The sequence below is a fragment of the Nocardia sp. FBN12 genome (genome assembly GCF_050320175.1).
Classification (GTDB): Bacteria; Actinomycetota; Actinomycetes; order Mycobacteriales; family Mycobacteriaceae; genus Nocardia.
The window spans coordinates 4,731,715-4,751,305 of the sequence record NZ_CP190048.1 but is presented as its reverse complement, the minus strand read 5'-3'; the positions used below and the strand labels follow the sequence as shown (position 1 = coordinate 4,751,305).

15 protein-coding genes are annotated in these 19,591 nt (G+C 69.7%); 8 read left to right on the top strand and 7 right to left on the bottom strand.

From position 1 onward, the window contains the following. Window positions 1-179: 179 nt before the first annotated feature. Genes ACQHI0_RS22525 through ACQHI0_RS22515 form a run of 3 tightly spaced genes read right to left on the bottom strand, consistent with a single transcriptional unit; the run spans window position 180 to window position 6,700 of the window. On the bottom strand, window positions 180-2,555 hold the full coding sequence (locus ACQHI0_RS22525; RefSeq protein ID WP_427903818.1) for a DUF5682 family protein: 2,376 nt from the start codon (window positions 2,553-2,555) through the stop codon (window positions 180-182). A gap of 48 nt (window positions 2,556-2,603) precedes the next feature. Continuing rightward, window positions 2,604-3,704, bottom strand: coding sequence for an ATP-binding protein (locus ACQHI0_RS22520; protein WP_427903817.1), 1,101 nt, complete (start codon window positions 3,702-3,704; stop codon window positions 2,604-2,606). Further along, window positions 3,701-6,700: a DUF5691 domain-containing protein gene (locus ACQHI0_RS22515; RefSeq protein WP_427903816.1), complete on the bottom strand. Its 3,000-nt coding sequence runs from the start codon at window positions 6,698-6,700 to the stop codon at window positions 3,701-3,703. Before ACQHI0_RS22515 ends, ACQHI0_RS22520 begins: the two co-directional genes overlap by 4 nt. A 392-nt stretch (window positions 6,701-7,092) precedes the next feature. On the opposite strand from ACQHI0_RS22515, the gene ACQHI0_RS22510 reads away from it, so the two are divergent. From ACQHI0_RS22510 to ACQHI0_RS22495, 4 genes are all read left to right on the top strand, one after another. Further along, window positions 7,093-9,564 (top strand): AAA family ATPase, encoded by a 2,472-nt coding sequence (locus ACQHI0_RS22510; protein ID WP_427903815.1) that lies wholly within the window; start codon window positions 7,093-7,095, stop codon window positions 9,562-9,564. Window positions 9,565-9,637: 73 nt separating this feature from the next. Further along, window positions 9,638-10,012 carry a hypothetical protein gene (locus ACQHI0_RS22505; RefSeq protein WP_427903814.1) on the top strand — a complete coding sequence of 125 codons (375 nt, stop codon included), beginning with the start codon at window positions 9,638-9,640 and terminating at the stop codon, window positions 10,010-10,012. A 113-nt stretch (window positions 10,013-10,125) separates the two neighbouring features. Next, window positions 10,126-10,506 (top strand): YchJ family protein, encoded by a 381-nt coding sequence (locus ACQHI0_RS22500; RefSeq protein WP_427903813.1) that lies wholly within the window; start codon window positions 10,126-10,128, stop codon window positions 10,504-10,506. Between the two features lie 18 nt (window positions 10,507-10,524). After that, window positions 10,525-10,800: a SelT/SelW/SelH family protein gene (locus ACQHI0_RS22495; protein ID WP_427903812.1), complete on the top strand. Its 276-nt coding sequence runs from the start codon at window positions 10,525-10,527 to the stop codon at window positions 10,798-10,800. Window positions 10,801-10,806: 6 nt separating this feature from the next. Here ACQHI0_RS22495 and ACQHI0_RS22490 read toward each other — a convergent pair whose 3' ends face one another. Then, window positions 10,807-11,028: an FmdB family zinc ribbon protein gene (locus ACQHI0_RS22490; RefSeq protein WP_427903811.1), complete on the bottom strand. Its 222-nt coding sequence runs from the start codon at window positions 11,026-11,028 to the stop codon at window positions 10,807-10,809. A gap of 196 nt (window positions 11,029-11,224) precedes the next feature. On the opposite strand from ACQHI0_RS22490, the gene ACQHI0_RS22485 reads away from it, so the two are divergent. Then, window positions 11,225-12,802, top strand: coding sequence for a carboxylesterase/lipase family protein (locus tag ACQHI0_RS22485; protein ID WP_427903810.1), 1,578 nt, complete (start codon window positions 11,225-11,227; stop codon window positions 12,800-12,802). Window positions 12,803-12,860: 58 nt separating this feature from the next. Here ACQHI0_RS22485 and ACQHI0_RS22480 read toward each other — a convergent pair whose 3' ends face one another. The 3 genes from ACQHI0_RS22480 to rfbD are packed head-to-tail and all read right to left on the bottom strand — an operon-like array spanning window position 12,861 to window position 15,738. Further along, entirely contained in the window at window positions 12,861-13,940 is a 1,080-nt protein-coding gene (locus tag ACQHI0_RS22480; protein WP_427903809.1) for a sugar phosphate nucleotidyltransferase, read from the bottom strand. Between the two features lie 35 nt (window positions 13,941-13,975). Next, complete coding sequence (locus ACQHI0_RS22475; RefSeq protein ID WP_427903808.1) at window positions 13,976-14,875, bottom strand: glycosyltransferase family 2 protein; 900 nt, start codon at window positions 14,873-14,875, stop codon at window positions 13,976-13,978. Window positions 14,876-14,886: 11 nt separating this feature from the next. After that, on the bottom strand, window positions 14,887-15,738 hold the full coding sequence (rfbD, locus tag ACQHI0_RS22470) for a dTDP-4-dehydrorhamnose reductase (protein WP_427903807.1): 852 nt from the start codon (window positions 15,736-15,738) through the stop codon (window positions 14,887-14,889). 226 nt (window positions 15,739-15,964) lie between these two features. On the opposite strand from rfbD, the gene ACQHI0_RS22465 reads away from it, so the two are divergent. The 3 genes from ACQHI0_RS22465 (at window position 15,965) to ACQHI0_RS22455 (ending at window position 19,524) form a co-directional block, all read left to right on the top strand. Next, window positions 15,965-17,374, top strand: coding sequence for an LCP family protein (locus ACQHI0_RS22465; RefSeq protein WP_427909260.1), 1,410 nt, complete (start codon window positions 15,965-15,967; stop codon window positions 17,372-17,374). A gap of 3 nt (window positions 17,375-17,377) precedes the next feature. Next, window positions 17,378-18,091 carry a TIGR03089 family protein gene (locus tag ACQHI0_RS22460; protein WP_427903806.1) on the top strand — a complete coding sequence of 238 codons (714 nt, stop codon included), beginning with the start codon at window positions 17,378-17,380 and terminating at the stop codon, window positions 18,089-18,091. Between the two features lie 104 nt (window positions 18,092-18,195). Beyond that, window positions 18,196-19,524 (top strand): cytochrome P450, encoded by a 1,329-nt coding sequence (locus tag ACQHI0_RS22455; protein WP_427903805.1) that lies wholly within the window; start codon window positions 18,196-18,198, stop codon window positions 19,522-19,524. The last annotated feature ends 67 nt before the right edge of the window (window positions 19,525-19,591 follow it).

Below are 19,591 nucleotides of genomic sequence, written 5' to 3'. Positions count from 1 at the left end.
CGTGCGATCTGGCTGCGGTATCGCGAGGGTGCCGCGCACGGCCGCCGTGGCGACCGCGCCGCGGGCGATTCGCGGTGCGCGATTCTCGTGTGGGACTGCGGGCAAGGAGCGCGAGCCGCGGATCTGATGTCGCGCACGGCCCGGCCGCTGGTTCGGCGTCAGCTGCCTGTGCGGGCGGGTCATCCTGCGGCCCCGAGGATCGCGGTCGCCGCGCGCAGTGCCAATTGCCCGCGGATCGGATCGATCGCGGTGGGGGTGTGGGCGGCGGTCGGGGCTGAACCGGTGTCGCGCAGTGCCTGGCTGATGGCTCGGCGTTCGCCGGATTCGAAGGAGCCGAAGGTGCGGCGCAGCAGCGGGAGGGTGGCGACGAACTGGTCTTCGTTGAGGTCGCGGAGCCATTCGTCGATGCGGCGCAACAGCTCTCGGTCGTGAACAAGGAGCAGGCCGCGACCGCCGAGGAAGCCGTCGATCCAGGCGGCCTTGGCGGCGGGGGTGTTGCCGATGGACAGCGCGGCGGCGAGGCGGCGGGCGGAGCCGGCGTCGTCGATCCGTTCGGCGTCACAGAGCAGGCGCACCGCGCGCCCGCCGATCGCGCCGTGCACATCGTCGCGGTCGGCGATGCGCTGCAGGGTCGCCAGCCATTCGGTGGTGGCGTGCTCGTCGTCGCGGGTGCTGATGGCGGTGTGCGCGGCATCGATCTGGGTGCGCAGGGCTTGGGCGGCATCGGCGTCGAGGCCGGTGACGGCGCCCGGCAGGCCCGCGCAGATCCGCACCAGCAGGCCGTCGGCGACGTGGGCGAGGGCCTTGGTGTCGGTGCCGCGGACATCGCCGTAGCGCAGGGTGCGGGTCAGACCGGGCAGGGCGCCGAGCAGGTGGGTGACGTCGTGGTCGAGCGCGGCCGCCGCCTCCAGCCTGATGATCAGACCCTCGGTGGCGCCGCCCAGATCGGCGAGCAGGGCCATTTCCAGTGCGTCGGCGAGCGCGGTGACGGTGACGTCGTCGCGGCTCGCGGTGTCGAGGATCTTGGTCTCCGCGGCGGTGCGCAGGGTGGTGCCCCAGATCGCGGCTTCGACGATGCGGACTTCGAATTCGGGTTCCCAGCGCAGGGTCCACGTCTCCCGGAAGGTACCGGTGCTGCGGACCTCGCCGGTTGTCGGAGTGCCCCAGGCGATCCCGAGCAGGCGCAGGCGATGCAGCAGGTGCGAGCGTTCGACGTCGCGTTCCTTGCGCAGGTCGAGGTCGACGTTTCGGGCGAGCGCTTCCTGCTTGAGCCGCAAGGTCTTGCTGCGCGCACGCAGATCGGCGGCAAGGGGGACCGTCGGGGTGTCCTCCGGGACGCCGCCGAGCGTTTCGCCGACCACGAGCTCGTCGACGACAAGGCGCAGCATGGTTTCGTCGCCACCACACATGACCGACCGCACGGCTTCGGTGACCTCGGACAATCCGGGCAAGGGCCTGCCGCGCAACGCCGCGAGGGTGTCCGCCAGCCGCACGGCCTCGATGATGTGCGCACTCGACACCGGCAGATCGTGCGCGCGCAGCACCCCGGCGACCTTGGTCAGCCACCGCGCGACCGGCCGCTCGGTCTCGGTGAACAGATGGTGATACCAGCCGGGCGAGGTGACACCCGCCCCGTAGCCCGAGTCGGCCGCCAGCCGCGAATGCGTCCACGGCACCCAGGTCAACGCCGCCTTCGTCTTCGGTAACCCCTTGAGTAGGCGCATATCCGGAGCCGCAGGACCGAGCGGCTCGACCAGCGCGGGTGCATGCCAAGCCCCACACACCACCGCCAACCGCCTCGCGCCACCCTTGAGTACCTGCCGCATCACCTGCCGCATATGCGCTTCACGGACCAGGGTGTGCCGGTCGACGATGAGGGGCGCGATCGACGGGTCATAGTGTTCCGCCGCGGGTGGCGCGGTCCCGGTCGCGGAGTGTGGGGCGTCCTCTCGGAGCGCGGCCATCGCCTCGGCGATAGCATCGAAAGCCGCACTGTCGGGGACGGATTCGACGACGGCGTCCCACCAGCGCTCGGCGTCGTCGTAGCCCGCGGCCGCGGCGAGGGCGGCGAGGGGATCGGAGCCGCCACCACGGGCGTTGTCCTCGGCGGCGAGGACGTTCGTGGCCGGAAGGTCGCAGAAGCGAACCGGGACGGCGTGGTCGACCCCGTAGCGCATGGCCTGCCATTCCGGCGAGAACACCGCGAACGGCCAGAATGCGGCGCGGGCAGGCGAATCCGGGACATAGGCCAGCAGTGCGACCGGTGGGGCCATCGTGTCGGCGGCGACGAACCCGACGAGCGGATCGGCATCGGCAGGGCCCTCGATGAGAATGGCGTCAGGCCGGAACTCCTCGAGCGCGTGCCGTAGGGATCGCGCCGATCCGGGTCCGTGGTGCCGGATGCCGAATACCCGCGTCACCGCGACCGCATCGACCGACTTGTCGTGGGCGGCCCCGCCCACGACAGCCTCCGACCCAGGGCGCCTGTGGACGTCGGCATCGTCCGGTGTGGTCGCACCGGCGGCCGAGTGGGCCGCGTTCTTGCGTTGACTCATCGAAAACACCATGTGCGCTGTGTGTTCCGTCCTCCCCGGCGGTGGATGTCAGCCGGCGATTTCGCGGCAGGCTCGGTAGAAGTCGGCCCAGTCGGGGCGTTCGCGGACCACGGCCTCGAGGTATTCGGTCCAGACGACGGTATCGGCGACGGGGTCTTTGATCACCGAGCCGAGGACGGCGCCCGCGATGTCGGAGGCGCGCAGGACGCCGTCGCCGAAGTGGGCGGACAGGGCAAGGCCGTTGGTGATCACCGAGATCGCCTCCGCGGTGGACAGGGTGCCCGAGGGGGATTTGAGTTTGGTGCGACCGTCGGCGGTGATGCCGGAGCGCAGTTCGCGGAAGACCCGCACCACGCGGCGGACTTCCTCGGCGGCGGCGGGAACCGTCGGCAATTCCAGTGCGGCGCCGAGCTGTTCGACGCGACGGCTCACGATGGCGACCTCGGAATCCTCGTCGGCGGGCAGCGGCAACACCACGGTGTTGAAGCGGCGGCGCAGGGCCGAGGAAAGATCGTTCACGCCGCGGTCGCGATCGTTGGCGGTGGCGATGACATTGAAACCCTTGGCCGCCTGCACTTCTCCGCCGAGTTCGGGGACGGGCAGGGTCTTCTCCGACAGGATGGTGATGAGCGCGTCCTGCACATCGGAGGGGATGCGGGTGAGCTCCTCGATCCGGGCGATGGCGCCGGTGCGCATGGCGGTCATCACCGGCGACGCGACCAGGGCCTCGTCACTCGGGCCTTCGGCGAGCAGCCTGGCGTAGTTCCAGCCGTAGCGGATCGCTTCTTCCGCGGTGCCGGAGGTGCCCTGTACCAGCAGCGTCGACTCGCCACTGATCGCGGCCGAAAGATGTTCGGATACCCACGTTTTCGCGGTACCAGGGACGCCGAGCAGGAGCAGTGCCCGGTCGGTGGCGAGGGTCGCGACCGCGACCTCCATCAGTCTGCGCGGGCCGACGTATTTGGGTGTGATCACGGTGCCGTCGTCGAGGGTGCCACCCAGGATGTAGGTGACCACCGCCCACGGCGACAGCTTCCAGGACGGCGGGCGCACCCGATCGTCGACGCGGCCGAGGGCGGCCAATTCGTCGGCGAAGGCCTGTTCGGCGTGTGGGCGAAGCAGAGTGGTAGACGGTTCGGTGGTGGTCATCGCAGCTCCTCGAGCATGGTGGCGCGGTCGGTGAGATCGTGGGCGAGTCGGTGGAAAGCCTGTTGCCAGGCGGGGTCTTCGGTGCTGTCGGCGAGCGCGGTGATGCGCGCGGCCAGTTCGACAGGCAGGTGGACGCTCGCCGCGGTGAGCAGCGCCCTGTCGGTGTACACGCCGGCACTGGCGTGCGGCTGACGCGCGGTGGTGCGGGCGCGCTCGCCGAGCAGGCGCAGCACATGGGTGGCCACTCGGTCCGGCCACGGGTGATCGAGGCCGGGCAGGATCGCGTGCAGTTCGTTGAGTTGATGCGCGTCGAGGTCGAGGACGTGCTCGATCCGGTCGGCGGCATCGAGCAGGGTGAACAGTTCGCGACGCCGCAGCACGGCCTGCTCGGTGGGGGTCGCGTGGGCGAACAGCGCACGGGCCCACCCGGTGTCGCGCTGGGCGAGCGTGGCATCGACCCAGCCGTCCACGATCGCCTTGGCATAGCGGGGTGGCAGGGACAGCGTCAGCGCGGTGGACGCGACCGTTTCCTCGGTGGCGCGCACGATCGGAGCCCATGCCGAGAGCGGCGTCGCACCGATCGCCTGGTGCAGGGTCGTGATCGTCGAATCCGGGGTGTCCCAGCGCAATTTCGCTTGATCGGTCGCATCGGTGATGCCGTCGCGGCGGGCCTGCGCGTCCAGCTCCGCCGGGACCGTCACCTCGACAGTGCCGTCGTCGGCCACCCGCATCCAGGACGCCACCAGCGTCGCCATCCGCTGCCCGAACGCGGCGTCCGGGAGAGTGTTCAGCAGCGTGGTCGCCGTCCGCCTGACATCGCCGCGTCGATCGTCGAGTGCCCGCTCGAGCAGCGCTTCGTCCGCCGAACTCAGCCCATCGGCCAGCAACGCCAGCAACTCCGCCTTGACCGGCCCTGACTCCTTCGGCCACGCCGCGGTCAACACGGCGCGGGCCGCGGCCGGATCCGCCCGGCGGGTACGCGCGAACCAGTCCTTGCGCTCTCCCGGCGTTCCGAACAGCCACACATCGTGCGCGACACCTGCGCCCGCGTCGTCGCTCGACCCAGAGCCGGTATCGGTGCTCGGCTCACGACCCGCCCCGAGGTCGGCACTCGCGGTATCGGCGTCCGTTGTGTGGGCGAGTGGCCGAGCGATGCCGGGCGCTTCCGTGTGCGATGTGGCTGCGTCGCTGGGGAATTCGTCGACGAGTTTCGCCCAGGCGGGGTTGCGGGCGGCCAGCCATCGTCCACGGCGACCCGCCAGGCGGAGCAGCGGTGCTCGCAGTGCGGTGTCGGAGGCCGCGGACAACGCCTGGACGCACAGCACATCGGGCAGCCGGAAGTCGAAGGGTGTTGCCGCGGCGAACCATTCGGGCAGGAACGGCGACTTGTCCGCGAGCAGGCGGCTCAGGCGGTCGGCGGCGGGACGCGGCAGCAGCGGGCGTGGATCGTCCGCGGCGGGTTCGGGTATCGACGCGGTGCGGGGGAGTTGCCCGCCGCGCAGGTACAGGTCTTGGAGTGCGGCGGTGTGGAGCAACCGGGTGGCCGGTTCGCCCGCGTGTTGCGGGACGGCGGTGGCGACCGCGGCATCGAGCTGGACGCCGTCGGCGCTGCGGCGGGCGGTACCGAGCAGCGCCACCGAAACCAGTTCGGCCAGTGCTGGAGTGGGGGTGGTCTCGGTGGGGAAGTCGGTTTCCAGGTCGCTCACCTCGCCCGCGGAGAAGACCGTGATCGGGTCGAAGCCGTCGGCTCGCCACTCGCCGCACACGGTCACCGGGTGACCACCAGCGACGGAGATCAGCCGCCACGGGCGCACGCCCGCGGGCAGCGGTAGCGCGGTGCCATCGGCCGCGACGAGCTGCCACCCGTTCTCGTCGAGCATCGGCACGACATCGGTGAGCAGCGCGGGCCAGGCCCGCAACCACGGGTCATTGCTCAGGGCGGCGGCGTAGGCGTCCAACGCGTCGTCGATCGTGGTGCCGCCGACAGCGGGGATGGTGGTGAACGGCTCGGGGGCGCCGTGGCGGGTACCCCACTGCACGCGCAGCGATGCCGCGCCGGGGTAGTAGTGCAGTTCCGCGTCCACCTCGCTACCGGGCGCGGGCACCTCACCGGTAAAATTCGGTGTGGCGAAGGAATGTTCGATGAGCAGGGCCCATCGTCCGCTGCTACGACCGCGCAACCAGGTTCGCCGGGTGTGCAGGCGCTCCTCCTCGCTCACCCGCATGCCGAGCACCAGCCAGCGATCACGCACGGCGGGCTGGGTCAGGACCGACTCGGCCGCCGTCGGATAGCCGACATGAGTTCGAATACCCGCTTGCAGCGACTCGGGGAGTGCATCGAGCCGGCGATGGGCGAGGACCAGCAGGTGCAGGCGGGCGTACTCGCGCAACAGCAGTTCGGGCCAGTGCTCGTTGGTGACGACCGCCGTGGGCAACCGGCGCAGGGCCTCGGCGACACGGGGCGCCTGCGCGTCGACCATCCGTGCCGCGATCGCCTCGTAGGCGGCGAACGACCGGTCGGTCTGGGCGAGGCCGGTCCGGATCTGGTCGGTCAGCCAGACCTCGAGTTCGGTGAGCCCGGCCGCGACGCGGGTTCGTCGCTGCTCGACGGTGGCCTGCGACGGGGTGCTCGCCGCCTTGGCCTTCGGCGGCGCGGCGGCCTTCGCGGCGCGTCCCGCCAGCCATTCGGCCGCGAAATCGGCGGGGGCGTCCCGGACCGGCGTCTGGCCGCTCGACCACGTGAGCAGCAGTGACAGCGTGTGCTTACAGGGGAACTTGCGGCTCGGGCACGAGCACTTGTACGCGGGCCCGTCCAGGTCGACGATCGCTTGATACGGCTTCGCGCCACTGCCCTGGCACAGCCCCCAGACCGCGTTGCCCGCCGTGCCGGTGTCGCGCCAGCGACCTGCCAGCTTGCGTGCGGCAGCCAGCGAGCTCGCGTCGGGCGCGAGTGCGCGGACCTGGTCCTCGGTCCACGGCGTGCGGTGCTCGGTCATCGGTTCCCCCGTTCTCTGTTCGCCGAAATATCTACCGCAACCCACCGACAACTGACGGACGTGGCGGACAAATGCCTGGAAAATGCTGGTGCTGTGGGAAATTCGTGTTCCAGCTCTTGCTGTGAACGGTGATGTCTGGCATTCTGATCTGTTCGGCACCGCCCGGACCGCCCGCGCTGCTCGACGCAGCGTAACGCGGGTGTGAACACCTCATCGAGCTGCCCGCCGGGGTGGGCGAGGGGTGGACATCGAGGGCCCGCCGTGGCATCACGATGGCCATTCCACTCCCGCGGGCAGATTCGCTGGGGCCCTGCGCATCCCCTGGGCGAACGTCCGGCGATCGGGTAGCGTTTCCACCAGAATCGTCGCGTTGCGCGCGGGCGCGAAGGGGGATGTCTCGAGTGTGCTCGGATCGGATCGCCGAGGTGGTCGCGCGCGAGCTCGCCGCCGACCCGGCAGTGGAGGAACGGGTCGCCGAATGCGTGCTCGCCGCGCTGAGCGCTGTCGACGGTGACTCGGCCGCAACGGATTCCGGTGATACCGGGGTCTTTCTGCGGTCGATCACCGTGCAGGGGTTTCGAGGGATCGGACCCGCGGCGACGCTGCGGCTGAATCCGGGGCCAGGTCTGACGCTGGTGGTCGGGCGCAACGGCAGCGGGAAGTCGAGTTTCGCCGAGGCCGCGGAATTCGCGTTGACCGGTGGGAACCGGCGCTGGGACGGCCGCTCGACCGCATGGCGGGAGGGGTGGCGCAACCTGCACGAACCCGATACCGCCCGGATCGATATCGAACTGCTCACCGCGGGTGACGAGCCCGCGCTCTCGGTCGCCACCCGCTGGGACGCGAGCGCGGAACTGGCCGACGCGCAGTGGACCGAGCGGCGTGGATCCGAACCGGCGGCATCGGTCGACCCGGGTGGCCGCAGGCAACGGCTCGATCTGTACCGGCCGTTCCTGTCCTACAGCGAACTCGGCGCGCTCGTCGACGGGAAGCCGAGCGATCTGTTCGACGCGCTGCATCGCCTGCTCGGTCTCGACGAGTTGGCGGCCGCGGCCGAACAGATCAGACTGCGCAAGCTCGAACTCGAACGCGCCGTGAAGGATTCGCGCCAATCGCGCGCCGACCTGCTGGTCGAACTCGCCGAAGCCGATGACGAGCGCGCCCGCGGCGTTGCCGATCTGCTGCGCACCCCGGACCCCGACATCGACGCGGTGGCAGGTGCGGTGGCCGACTCGGTCCTCGGGATCGATGGGCCGGAGGGTCTGCGCGCGATCCTGCGGCTGGCCGTGCCCGGCACCGAGCAGGTCGCGGCCACGGCGGATCGGCTCGCCGAAGCGTCCCGGAATGTGGCGCGGCACGCGACCGCCGACACCGCAGCCGACCTGCGTGTGCTCGAATTGCTCACGCGGGCACGCGACCACGTGGCTGCCTCGGGTTCGTGTCCGTGCCCGGTCTGCGGACGCGACGATCTCGACACCGAATGGCGCACCGCCGCTGATTCCGAAATCGCTTACCGCACTGCGGAACTGGCGGCGCTCCAAGCGGCCACGGCGGAATTCGATGCGGCACTGGTGGCGGCTCGTGGCCTCCCCTGCGCGGTGCCGGCGGAGCTCGGCTCGGCGACCGCGCGCGGTGTCGGCGGCGCTGGTTCGCACGAAACCCCGGACTCGTTGCGCAAGCAGCGCGAAATCGTCGGGCAGCTCTGGTCTGAGTGGGCCGCGCTGGCCACCGCCGACCACGACGATCGGATACCGGATCGGCTACGGACGGTCCACGCCGATCTCGCCGCGGAACTCGAGGCACTGCAACGGGATACGCGGATCGAGCTGGACCGGCTGGATACGGTGTGGTCGCCGCTGGTCCCGCGCATTCGCGCCTGGCTCGACCCCGCTCGTGCCGTCGCCGACCACGCGAGCGAACTGCGGGTGGTGAAGAAGGCAGCCGACTGGCTCAAAGCGGCGACGGCGACGATTCGCGAGGAGCGGATGCGGCCGTTGGAGACCACGGCGCGGTGGGTGTGGAGCACGCTGCGGCAGCAGAGCAATGTGGAGCTGGGCGCGATCCGCCTGCAGGGCAGTGCGGGGACGGCGCGGCGGGTGCTGCTCGATGTGACCGTCGACGAGGTCGACGGTGCGGCGCTCGGGGTGATGAGCCAGGGGGAGCTGCACGCGCTCGGGCTGTCGCTGTTCCTGCCGCGAGCCACGGTGGCGCACAGTCCGTTCCGGTTCGTGATGATCGACGACCCGGTCCAGGCGATGGATCCGGCGAAGGTCGACGGGCTGGCGAGGGTGCTCGCCGAGGTGGCGGCGTCGCGGCAGGTGGTGGTGTTCACCCACGACGAGCGACTTGCCGAGGCGGTGCGCCGGATGCAGCTCGATGCGACGGTGCTCGAGGTGCAGCGTCGCGAGCGTTCGATCGTCGAGGTGCGGGTGACCGGCGATCCGGTTCGCCGGTATCTCGACGACGCGCGATCGCTGCTGCGCACACCGCAACTCCCAGCCGCCATCGCCGACGAACTCGTTGCCACCTGTTGCCGTTCGGCGATCGAGGCGGCGGGTCTGGCGAAGGCGCGGCACGAACTACTGGCCGCCGGGCTCGAACACAGTGAAGTGGAACGGCGCGTTCGCAACGCGCACACCACCAGGGCCATGATCACGCTCGCGATCATGGGTGTCGGTGCGCGGGTGGACGATCTGAACAAGCACTTGAGCGCGGTCGGCGGACGCTGGCTCGTCGGCGTCCTCCGTGACGCCACCGCGGGCGCGCACGTTCCGATCGACCGTCCGATGCGGGAATTGATCAGCGACACCGAGCGATTCATCACCTGGCTGCGCGCGCACGAGCCTGCCGTGGTGCGCGCGTGAGTGGCATCGCTGGGGAAGTAGCGGCGTCGTGAATCGCCGCGGCAGGCCTCGCGCGAAGTTCACGCGACCCTCGGTGGCGGAGCGGCTCGAAGCGGCCGAGAATTTGCTGGACGGGTCGGTGTCGGACGCGGGCGGGGTGTGGTCACGGGCGGTGGCGTGGATCCTGCGGTTGGCGCTCGAGCAGGCGGTAGATCAATTGTGGGCGCAGGTGGCGCCGGAGTTGATGCGATGTCCGATGCGGGCGCAGCTGCTCGCTCTTCGGGTGTACGCCGGGCCGGAAACCGCGGGTCAGGTCGGGGCGCTGTGGGCCGCGTTGTCGCGGGCCGCGCATCACCTCGACTACGAGATGGCGCCCAGCGTCACCGACCTACGGCGCTGGCGGGATCAGACCGCGGAGCTGGCTCGGGTGTTGGACCTCGCCCCCCTCGCACACCAGCCGTTCGGATGATCGGCCGACTGGTAGTTTAGGCCCTCCCGGCCGCTGCGCACTCGACGTAAAGCCGGGAGCCGAAAGTCGGGCTCCCGGGCGGCCCGCCGAATTCCCGGAGAGGCGAACGAGTAGTGACAGCGTGTCCGTGTCGTCGCGGTGAGCCGTTCGATGCCTGCTGCGGGCCCTTTCTGGCCGGCGAGAAGGCCGCGCCGACCGCGGAAACGCTTATGCGCTCGCGCTATACCGCCTATGTCGTCGGCGATGTGGACTATCTGCTGCGGTCCTGGCATCCCAGCACTCGTCCTGCCGAGCTCGAGCTCGATCGGGGTCAGCGGTGGCTGTTTCTCGAGATCGTGGGAACGCAGCGTGGGGGGCCGTTCGACGACAACGGGACTGTGGAGTTCATCGCCCACTACAAGGTCGACGGTGTGCGCGACGCGATGCACGAGCTGAGTACCTTCGTGCGGGTCGACGGGGCCTGGGTTTACCTCGACGGGACGTTCCAGGCCTGATCCGGGGATACTGCTGTGGTGCCCCGTATCACGATCGAGTACTGCACCCAATGCCGCTGGCTGCTCCGGGCGAGCTGGATGGCGCAGGAACTGCTGACCACGTTCGCCGCCGAACTCGGGGAGGTGGCGCTGGTTCCCGGGCAGGGCGGCATCTTCCGGATCACCCTGGACGGTGAACAACTCTGGGAACGCAAGGCGGACGGGGGGTTTCCCGATATCGCGATCCTCAAGCAGCGGGTTCGCGACCGGATCGCGCCCGACCGCGACCTCGGCCACGTCGACCGGCGCGAGTGAATCAGGTCAGCAGCAACCGCCACCACCGCAGCAACCGCCACCGGCCGGACGAGGTGCGGGTGCGGGAGTGGGAGCTGAGCCACGTCCCACGGCCGCGAAGGTGGTGAGCAGTTTGACGGTGTCGTCGTGGCCGAGGGGGCACGATGCCGGATCCGAGGACTGCGCCATCGGCCGGTTGACGTCGAAGGTGTCGCCGCAGGAGCGACACCGGAAGCTGTAGTTCGGCATCGGCCCAGTGTAAGCGGCACCGGCACGAGAAGCCGCTTCCTTCTGTACCGCGAAGTAACTGTTACCTGCGGAAACGGCGCGTAGGGCGCGCGCACGCCCGGTGCGCACGTACTCTCGTAGGAAGTCACCAGGTGCTGCGGCCCGCGGGAGCAAATGCACAGGCACCCGTGCGGTCGCGCCGGCTAGGAGGTGTGCGATGAGCATTCAGCCCGATCTCGACTCCGACACGCGGACGCACGAGGCCGACCCACTGGCGGACACCGAATACGGACTGGCAGGCGGAACCTGGGACGGTCCGATCGCCGTATGGCGCAGCGTCCCCTACGCCGCCGCACCCGCCGGACCTGCCCGATTCGCCAGGCCCGAGCCCCCGAAGCCCTGGGACGGCGTTCGTGACTGCGTGGTGTTCGGTGACATCGCACCGCAGGCCATGGGCGCGATGGTGCCGGTGGGTTCCGATCTGCAGATGGGCGAGGACTGTCTGTGGGTCAATGTCTGGTCGCCGCGACCCGAACCGAGCGACGGTGAACCGCGCCCGGTGATGGTGTGGCTGCACGGCGGCGCCTACTGCCTCGGTACCGCCGCCCAGACCATCTACGACGGGCGCAAGCTGGCCGAGGCCGGCGATGTGGTCGTCGTCTCGGTGAACTATCGGCTCGGGGTGCTCGGTTTCCTCGATCTGTCCTCGTTCGGTGATCAGTTCACCGCGAATCTGGGCCTGCACGATCAGCTCGCCGCGCTCGCGTGGGTGCGCGACAATATCGCCGCGTTCGGCGGCGATCCGAGCAATGTGACGCTGTTCGGCGAGTCCTCGGGCGCGGGGTGCGTGACCGCGCTGCTCACTTCGCCTGCCGGGGCCGGTTTGTTCCACAAGGCGATCGTGCAGAGTCCGCCCGCCACTACGGTTTTCGGGCAGGAGCGGGCCGCAGTCGTCGGCCAGCGGTACCTGGAACTGCTGGAACTCGGGCCGGGCGAGGCGAATCGGTTGCTGGAGTTGCCGATCGAGCAGCTCGTCGAGGTCGGTGCGGTGCTGCTGGACGAGGTACCGATCAAGGAACCGGGCAGGCTCGCCGCCGCACCGGTCGTCGACGGAGATCTGTTGCCGGGCTATCCAATCGACCGATTCCAGCAGGGGCATTCGCATCGGGTGCCACTGCTGATCGGGACCAATCGCGATGAGGCGTCGCTGTTCCGGGTGCTGCGCTCGCCGATCATGCCGGTGACGCCCGACGCGGTGAACGCGATGCTGCGCGATGTCGCCGCGTCGCATCCGGAGATGTCGCCCGAGCGGATCGCGGAGATCACCTCGGCCTACCCCGATCTCACCAAAACCCGTGGGGCACTGGCGATGTCGACCGACGCGGCGTTCCGGATGCCCGCGGCCTGGGTGGCCGAGGGTCATGCGCAGCATTCACCGACCTGGATGTACCGGTTCGACTACGCGACCCCGATGTTGAAGGCGGCCAGGGTCGGAGCGGGTCACGCCACCGAATTGCCTTATGTCTTCGGCAATTTCGGCACCTTCAACCACGACCCCACCTTCTGGCTCGGTGGGCGCAAAGCCTCGGTCGCGGTCTCGGGTCGCATGCAGCGTCGCTGGCTGGCCTTCGCCGAACACGGCGTCCCCGCCGCGATCGACGGTTCCAAGCACTGGCCGCACTACCGCCCCACCGCCCGCACCACCCTGCTCATCGACACCATCGACCGCGTCGTGGACAACCCCGACGCCGACCTGCACACCGCTTGGGGCGACCAAGCCGTCGGCTTCAGCTGAACAGCACGACGCCGGGCCACCGGCCGAGGAAATCGGCGATGACCCGGCGTCGGGTGGATCAGACGTCGGTGGAGAAGCGGATGCCGCCGTCGGGGATGACCACTCCGGGCCACACGCGGGCGCCGCGCAGGAGTTCACAGCGGGCGCCGACATTGGCACCGTCGCCGATCACGCCGTCGCGAACCAGCGCGCGGGGACCGATGCGGGCACCGAAGCCGATGATGGAGCGTTCGACCGTCGCGCCCGCTTCGACCACCGCGCCGTCGAAGATCACCGCGCCGTCCAGCCGCGCACCCGCGCCGATCTCGGCGCCACGCCCGACCACGGTCCCGCCGATGAGCAGCGCGCCCGGCGCCACACCGGCACCGGGGTGGACGAGGGACTCGCCACGCTGGCCGGGCAGGGCCGGGGAGGGAGCGATACCGCGGACCAGGTCCGCGGAGCCGCGCACGAAGTCTTCCGGGGTGCCCATGTCACGCCAGTAGGAGGCGTCGACATGGCCCTGCACGCGGGCGCCCTCGGCCAGGAGCGCGGGGAAGACCTCGCGTTCCACCGAGACCGGACGACCCGTGGGGATCTTCTCGATGTATTCGCGGCGGAACACGTAGCAACCCGCGTTGATCTGGTCGGTCGGCGGATCCTGGGTCTTCTCCAGGAACGCGGTGACGCGGCCGTCGGCGTCGGTCGGCACGCAACCGAAGGCGCGCGGGTCGCTGACCCGGACCAGATGCAGGGTCACGTCGGCATTGGTCGACTCGTGGGTGTCGAGGATCGCACCGAGGTCGGTGCCGCCGAGCACATCGCCGTTGAACACCATCACGTTGTCCGCGCGCAGCTTGGGCAGCACGTTGCGGATACCGCCACCGGTGCCGAGCGGCTCGGTCTCGGTCACGTACTCCAGGTCGAGGCCCAGGTCGGAGCCGTCACCGAAGTGCTCTTCGAAGACCTCGGCCTTGAAGGAGGTGCCGAGCACCACGTGGGTGATCCCGGCCTCGGCGATCCTGGCCAGCAGGTGGGTCAGGAACGGCAGCCCGGCCGTCGGCAGCATGGGCTTGGGCGCCGAGAGGGTGAGCGGACGCAGCCGCGTGCCCTGTCCGCCGACGAGAATGACCGCGTCGGTGCCTGCATTGCCTGCCATCGAGTTTCCCCTGTTCACAGTGGACCGGCGCCTACTCAGGCACCGGTTCGCGCTTGCTCACGCAGCGCCGATCGAACCGCAATCTTGGAGCGAACCGCAAGTCCGGCCCGCAACGCGCCCCGCAACGGTGCCTGCCACCAGTGCGGATGCCGGTCCGCCTGGAAGCGGTAGGCGCTGGCGTGGTGGGCGGGCAGCATCAGTTCGGGATGCTTGCCCGCGGCGTGGCCCTTGGCATGGGTCACCTCGGCGTCCGGGACGAACACATTGTGCCAGCCCGCCTTGCCCATGCGGTCACCGAAGTCCACGTCCTCCATGTACATGAAGTAGCGCGAGTCGAATCCGTCGATGGTGTCGAAGGCGGCGCGGCGCACCAGCAGGCAGGAGCCGGACAGCCAGCCGACCACCCGCTCGGAGATCTGCTCGTTCTCCTGGCGATAGCGCACCGACCAGGGGTTCTTCGGCCAGACCGAGCCCAGAATCGCGTGTCCGGCGCCGTCGGCGAGGCCGGGGACCCGACGGGCGGAGGGATAGATGCTGCCGTCGGGCTCACGCACCATCGGCCCGATCGCGCCCGCTCGCGGCCAGCGCGCTGCGGCCTCGAGCATCTTGTCGATGGAGTCGACGCCCCAGCGGATGTCCGGGTTGGCCAGGATCACGAATTCGATCGACGGGTCGATCTCGGCGACGGCCCGGTTGATGGCGCCGCCGTAGCCGATATTGCCGCCGGTGTGCAGCAGCGTGACGTGCGAGTTGGCCTCGGCGACCAGCTCGGGGACGCCGTCGGTCGAGCCATTGTCGGCCAGGATCACCTGCGGCTTCTCGCTGGTGGCGTCGGCCAGGGTGGTGATGAAGTGCTCGAGGTGCTCACCCGGTGAATAGGTCACCGTGACCACGGCAAGGCCGGCGGGGGCTGGAGAATCGGCTGCGTCGTTCACGAGAGCGGAGCCTAGTCGGACAACCGGCTCAGTGTGTCGGTGAGTGCGATACGCCAAGGGCGAAGGGGGGTGAGGCCGGCCGCGTCCCAGGCCGCCGGGGACAGCACCGAATACGCCGGGCGCGGAGCGGGTCTGGGGAATTCGCTGGACGCGCACGGCAATACCCGGTTCGGGTCGGCTCCCAGGTCGGCGAAAACCGCCGCGGCGAGATCGAACCAGGTGGCGGTGCCGGAATTGGTGGCGTGCAGCACACGGGGGGTGTCGGGACGGGTGCTCAATTCCAGGAGCGCCGCGGCCAGGTCGGCGGCGCTGGTGGGGGAGCCGAGCTGGTCGTTCACCACGCTGATGGTGTCGCGTTCGGCTTCCAGCCTGCGCATGGTCGCGACGAAATCCCCCTCGACACCGGCGTACACCCAGGCGGTACGCACGACCTGGGCGCCCAGCTCGAGCACGGCCTGCTCACCGGCCAGTTTGGACCGGCCGTAGACCGTGTGCGGTCCGGTGGGGTCGCTCGGCTCGTACGGCGTGCGCGCGGTGCCGGGAAAGACGTAATCGGTGGACACGTGGATCAGCCGCGCACCCGCGTCCGCGCAGGCGGCCGCGAGCACGGCCGGTCCGGTCGCATTGGCGGCGAACGCGGCCTCGACATCGGTTTCGGCCGCGTCGACCGCGGTATAGGCCGCGCAGTTGAGCACCACGGCACCCGGCACGAGGACGGCGTCGACGGCACCGCGGTCGGTGATATCGAGTTCGGCCCGCCCGAAGCCGCGCGCCGCCGGTGCCAGCCGCGAGATCTGTCGCCCCAGCAGACCGCGTGCGCCGGTTACGATCAGGTGAGCGGGGGCGGGGAAATCGGCGTTCACGCCGCAAGTCTGGCACGCCGGGGCACCTGCGGTTGGGCCTCGGTGTGGTAACTAATGGTTAGCCTGTGATGGCCGGTATCCGAGGACGAGCCCGGGCCAACGACACGGCGGTGTTTGCCGGGGGGAAGAGCGGACCGGGCGCGGAGTTCGTCGAGAGGATGCACGAGTGCGAGAGTCGACTAGGCCGGTCAGCGCGCCTGCGGGCACCTTCGGCCCGGCCAAATTGATGGTGGCGATCTCGGCGGTCTTGGTCCTGTGCCTCACCGGATTCGCCTGGCGCAGTGTCGACAACCTGATCGCCAATATCGACCGGATCGGTGGCCTCGGTCTCGGGGGTGGCCGCGACGGCGCCGTCGACATCCTGCTGGTCGGCGTGGACAGCCGTACCGACGCGCACGGCAATCCGCTCACCACAGCCGAACGCGCCATGCTGCACGCGGGCGACGAGGTGGGCACCAACACCGACACCATCGTGTTGATCCGCGTCCCCAACGACGGCCGTTCGGCCACCGCGATTTCCATCCCGCGCGACTCCTACGTCGATATCGGCGGCGGCCAGGGCAAGGCCAAGATCAACTCCGCGTACGGCTCGACCAAGGAGACCGAACGCGCCGAACTGCTCGCCGACGGCAAGTCCGAGGCCGAGGCGGAACGCGAGTCGACCAAGGCGGGACGGCAGGCGCTGATCAAATCGGTGGCCAACCTGACCGGCATCAGCGTCGACCACTACGCCGAGGTGAGCCTGCTCGGCTTCGTGCTGCTCACCGACTCGGTCGGCGGTGTCGAGGTGTGCCTGAATCAGGCGGTGGACGAACCGATGTCGGGCGCGGACTTCCCCGCCGGGCGCCAGCGTCTCGACGGTCAGGAGGCGTTGAGCTTCGTGCGTCAGCGCCATGACCTCGAACGCGGTGACATCGACCGGATCGTGCGTCAGCAGGTGTTCATGGCGCAACTCGTCGGCCAGATGCTCAATGCCAAGACCCTCGCCAATCCGGGCAAGCTCAGCGAGATCAGCGAGGCGGTCGGGCGCACCGTCGTGCTCGACGAGGACTGGGACGTGCTGGCTTTCCTGCAGCAGCTCAAGGATCTGTCCGGCGGCAAGGTGGCATTCGAGACCGTTCCCGTCTCCGACCTCAACAGCATGACCTCGGACGGGGAATCGGTGGTCAAGGTCGATCCGAAGACGGTGCAGAGCTTCGTCGCCGGGCTCGTCGGCGAGGAGAAGGCCGACGACGGACCGAAACTCGACCCGTCGACGGTGACGGTGAGCGTGCTCAACGCGGGCGGTGCCACCGGGCTCGCGGGCAAGGTGTCGACGGCGCTGACGGGCAAGGGATTCAAGGAAGGCACGGTCGGCAACTACACCGGCGGCAGCGTGAGCTCGAGCCGGGTGCTGGCCGCGGACGCCGACAATCCGAAGGCGGCGGCGGTCGCCGAGGCGCTCGGTGGTCTCACCGTGGTCGCGGATCCGTCGCTGTCGGCGGATACGGTGAGCGTGGTGCTGGCGAGCGACTACTCTGGTCCGGGCTCAGCCGCGGCAGGCATGTTCGATGCAGGCGCGACTGCGACCGCGACACCGATACCGCCCGCCCCGCCGATCGACGCAGGCCAGAACGGACCGAAATGTGTGAATTGACCCATGCGTGAGCCGAACTCGACCCTGACCGACGCCCTCCTCGACCCGATTCTGGAACGCGATCCCGCCGGACCGCGCGTCACCTGGTACGACGACGCCACCGGCGCCCGGATCGAACTGTCGGGGCTGACGTTGGCCAACTGGGCCGCCAAGACCGCGAACCTGATCCGCGACGAATTCGCGCTCACCCCCGGCGCCAGGGTGGCGGTGCTGTTGCCCGCGCACTGGCAGACCGCCGCGGTGCTGCTCGGATGCTGGTGGGCGGGAACCGAAGTGGTGCTCACACCCGATCCCGATGCCGACCTCGCGCTGGTCACACCCGACCGGCTCGACGATGCCGATGGTGTCGACGAGGTGGCGGTGCTGTCGCTGGACGCGATGGGAACGCCGGTCCGCGACGTTCCGGTCGGCGTCACCGATTTCGCGACCGCGGTGCGGGTGCACGGTGATCAGTTCCTGCCCGGCGGTTTCCGGGCGGCGCTCGACGGTCTCTCGGTGAGCGAAGTGCTGGCCACGGCCCGGAAATCAGCCGCACTGCAAGGGTTTTCCGCAGGCGATCGGGTGCTTTCGAGTACGCCGTGGGAGACGGTCGAGGAAGTGATCGACGGGTTCGTCGCGGTGCTGTTCGCGGGGGCTTCGCTGGTGCAGGTCGTCAATCCGGATCCGGGTGCGATCGAGCATCGGGTCGTCACCGAGAAGGTGACCGTCCGCCGCTAGCTCCTACCTGGGTATTGGTTCGGCTCCGCCTCGGGAACGTGTCGCGTGTCACACCCGCTCCGTACTGTGGAAGCAAGTTCTCGGCTTCGACGGTAGGGGTGGCGATGTTCGCGCAGTACTGGGTTCGATGGTCGGCCGAACACGGGGCACCGCGCGCGATCCTGCGCTGGCAGGTGCGTCGCGGTGATCCGTTCGCGACGTTGCTGAGCGGTCGGCGGGGATTGCACGATCCCTATCCGCTGATCGATGAACTGCGCGGGTCGGGCGGATTGCGCAAAACGCCACTGTCCTACGCCGCGTTCGATCACGCGCCGGTTCGGGCGATTCTGCGCGACCCCAGATTCGGCGTGCGGCCCGCCCTCGGCAACGATCTGCCCACCCCGTGGCGCAAGCTCGCCGAGCGGGTCACGGTGCCACCCAACCCGGTCGAGCCCCCGTCGATGCTGGTCATCAACCCGCCCGACCACACGCGCATGCGCAAGCCGGTGGCCTCGGCGTTCACCCCGCGCGCCATCTCCAGGCTGCGGGACCGGGTGGAGGTGGTCACCGCCGAACTCCTCGACGCGATGCCCGCCGACGGATCGGTCGACCTGATCACCGATTTCGCCGCCAAGGTGCCGATCGCGATCATCGCCGAAATGCTCGGCTTCGCGCCCGCGGACCGGGACAGGTTCCTCGATTGGGGCGACAAGGTGACACCCCTGCTCGACATCGGCACGTCGTGGCGGTCCTACCGTGGCGCGATGCGCGCGATCGAGGAGATGGACGACTTCCTCGCCGACCACATCGCCACCCTGCGCCGGGCGCCGGGCGAGGACATCCTGTCCACCCTGGTCAGTTCGGGCGAGCTGAACCTGGCGGAACTGCAGGCGGGCGCGAGTCTGCTGATGGGCGCGGGTTTCGAGACGACGGTCAATCTGATCGGCAACGCGGTGGCCGCGCTGTCGGCGTACCCCGATCAGCTCGCGCTCGCGCAGGACGATCCGCAACGCTGGCCCGATGTGGTGGAGGAGACGCTGCGCTTCGATCCGCCGGTGCAGACCACCGCGCGCCAGGCGCTGGAGGATGTCGAGATCGAGGGCGGCCTGGTGCGGGCGCAGACGACGGTGATCCTGTCGCTGGCCGGGGCAAACCGTGACCCGGCCGTCTTCCCCGACCCGCACCGCTTCGACATCGACCGCCCCAATCTCAGGGAGCACGTGGCGTTCAGCAGCGGCATCCACGCCTGCCTCGGTGCGAGCCTGGCCCGGATGGAAGCGGTCCATGCCCTGCGCGCGCTCTACACCCGTTACCCGAACCTGCGGTTACGTGGCGAGCCGACGCGTCGAAACCTGTTCACGCTGCACGGTTTCGAACATATGCCGGTCGACCTCGGACCTGTCGCGCGAACGCCGGCGCCCGACGACTTGGCAGGTGCCTCGCGTCCCGCCTGAGTCGGTGGCGATCGTCGGGCTCGGGGGCGCTGGTGAGTCCCGGTCCGGTCGAATGGGTTTCGTTCGT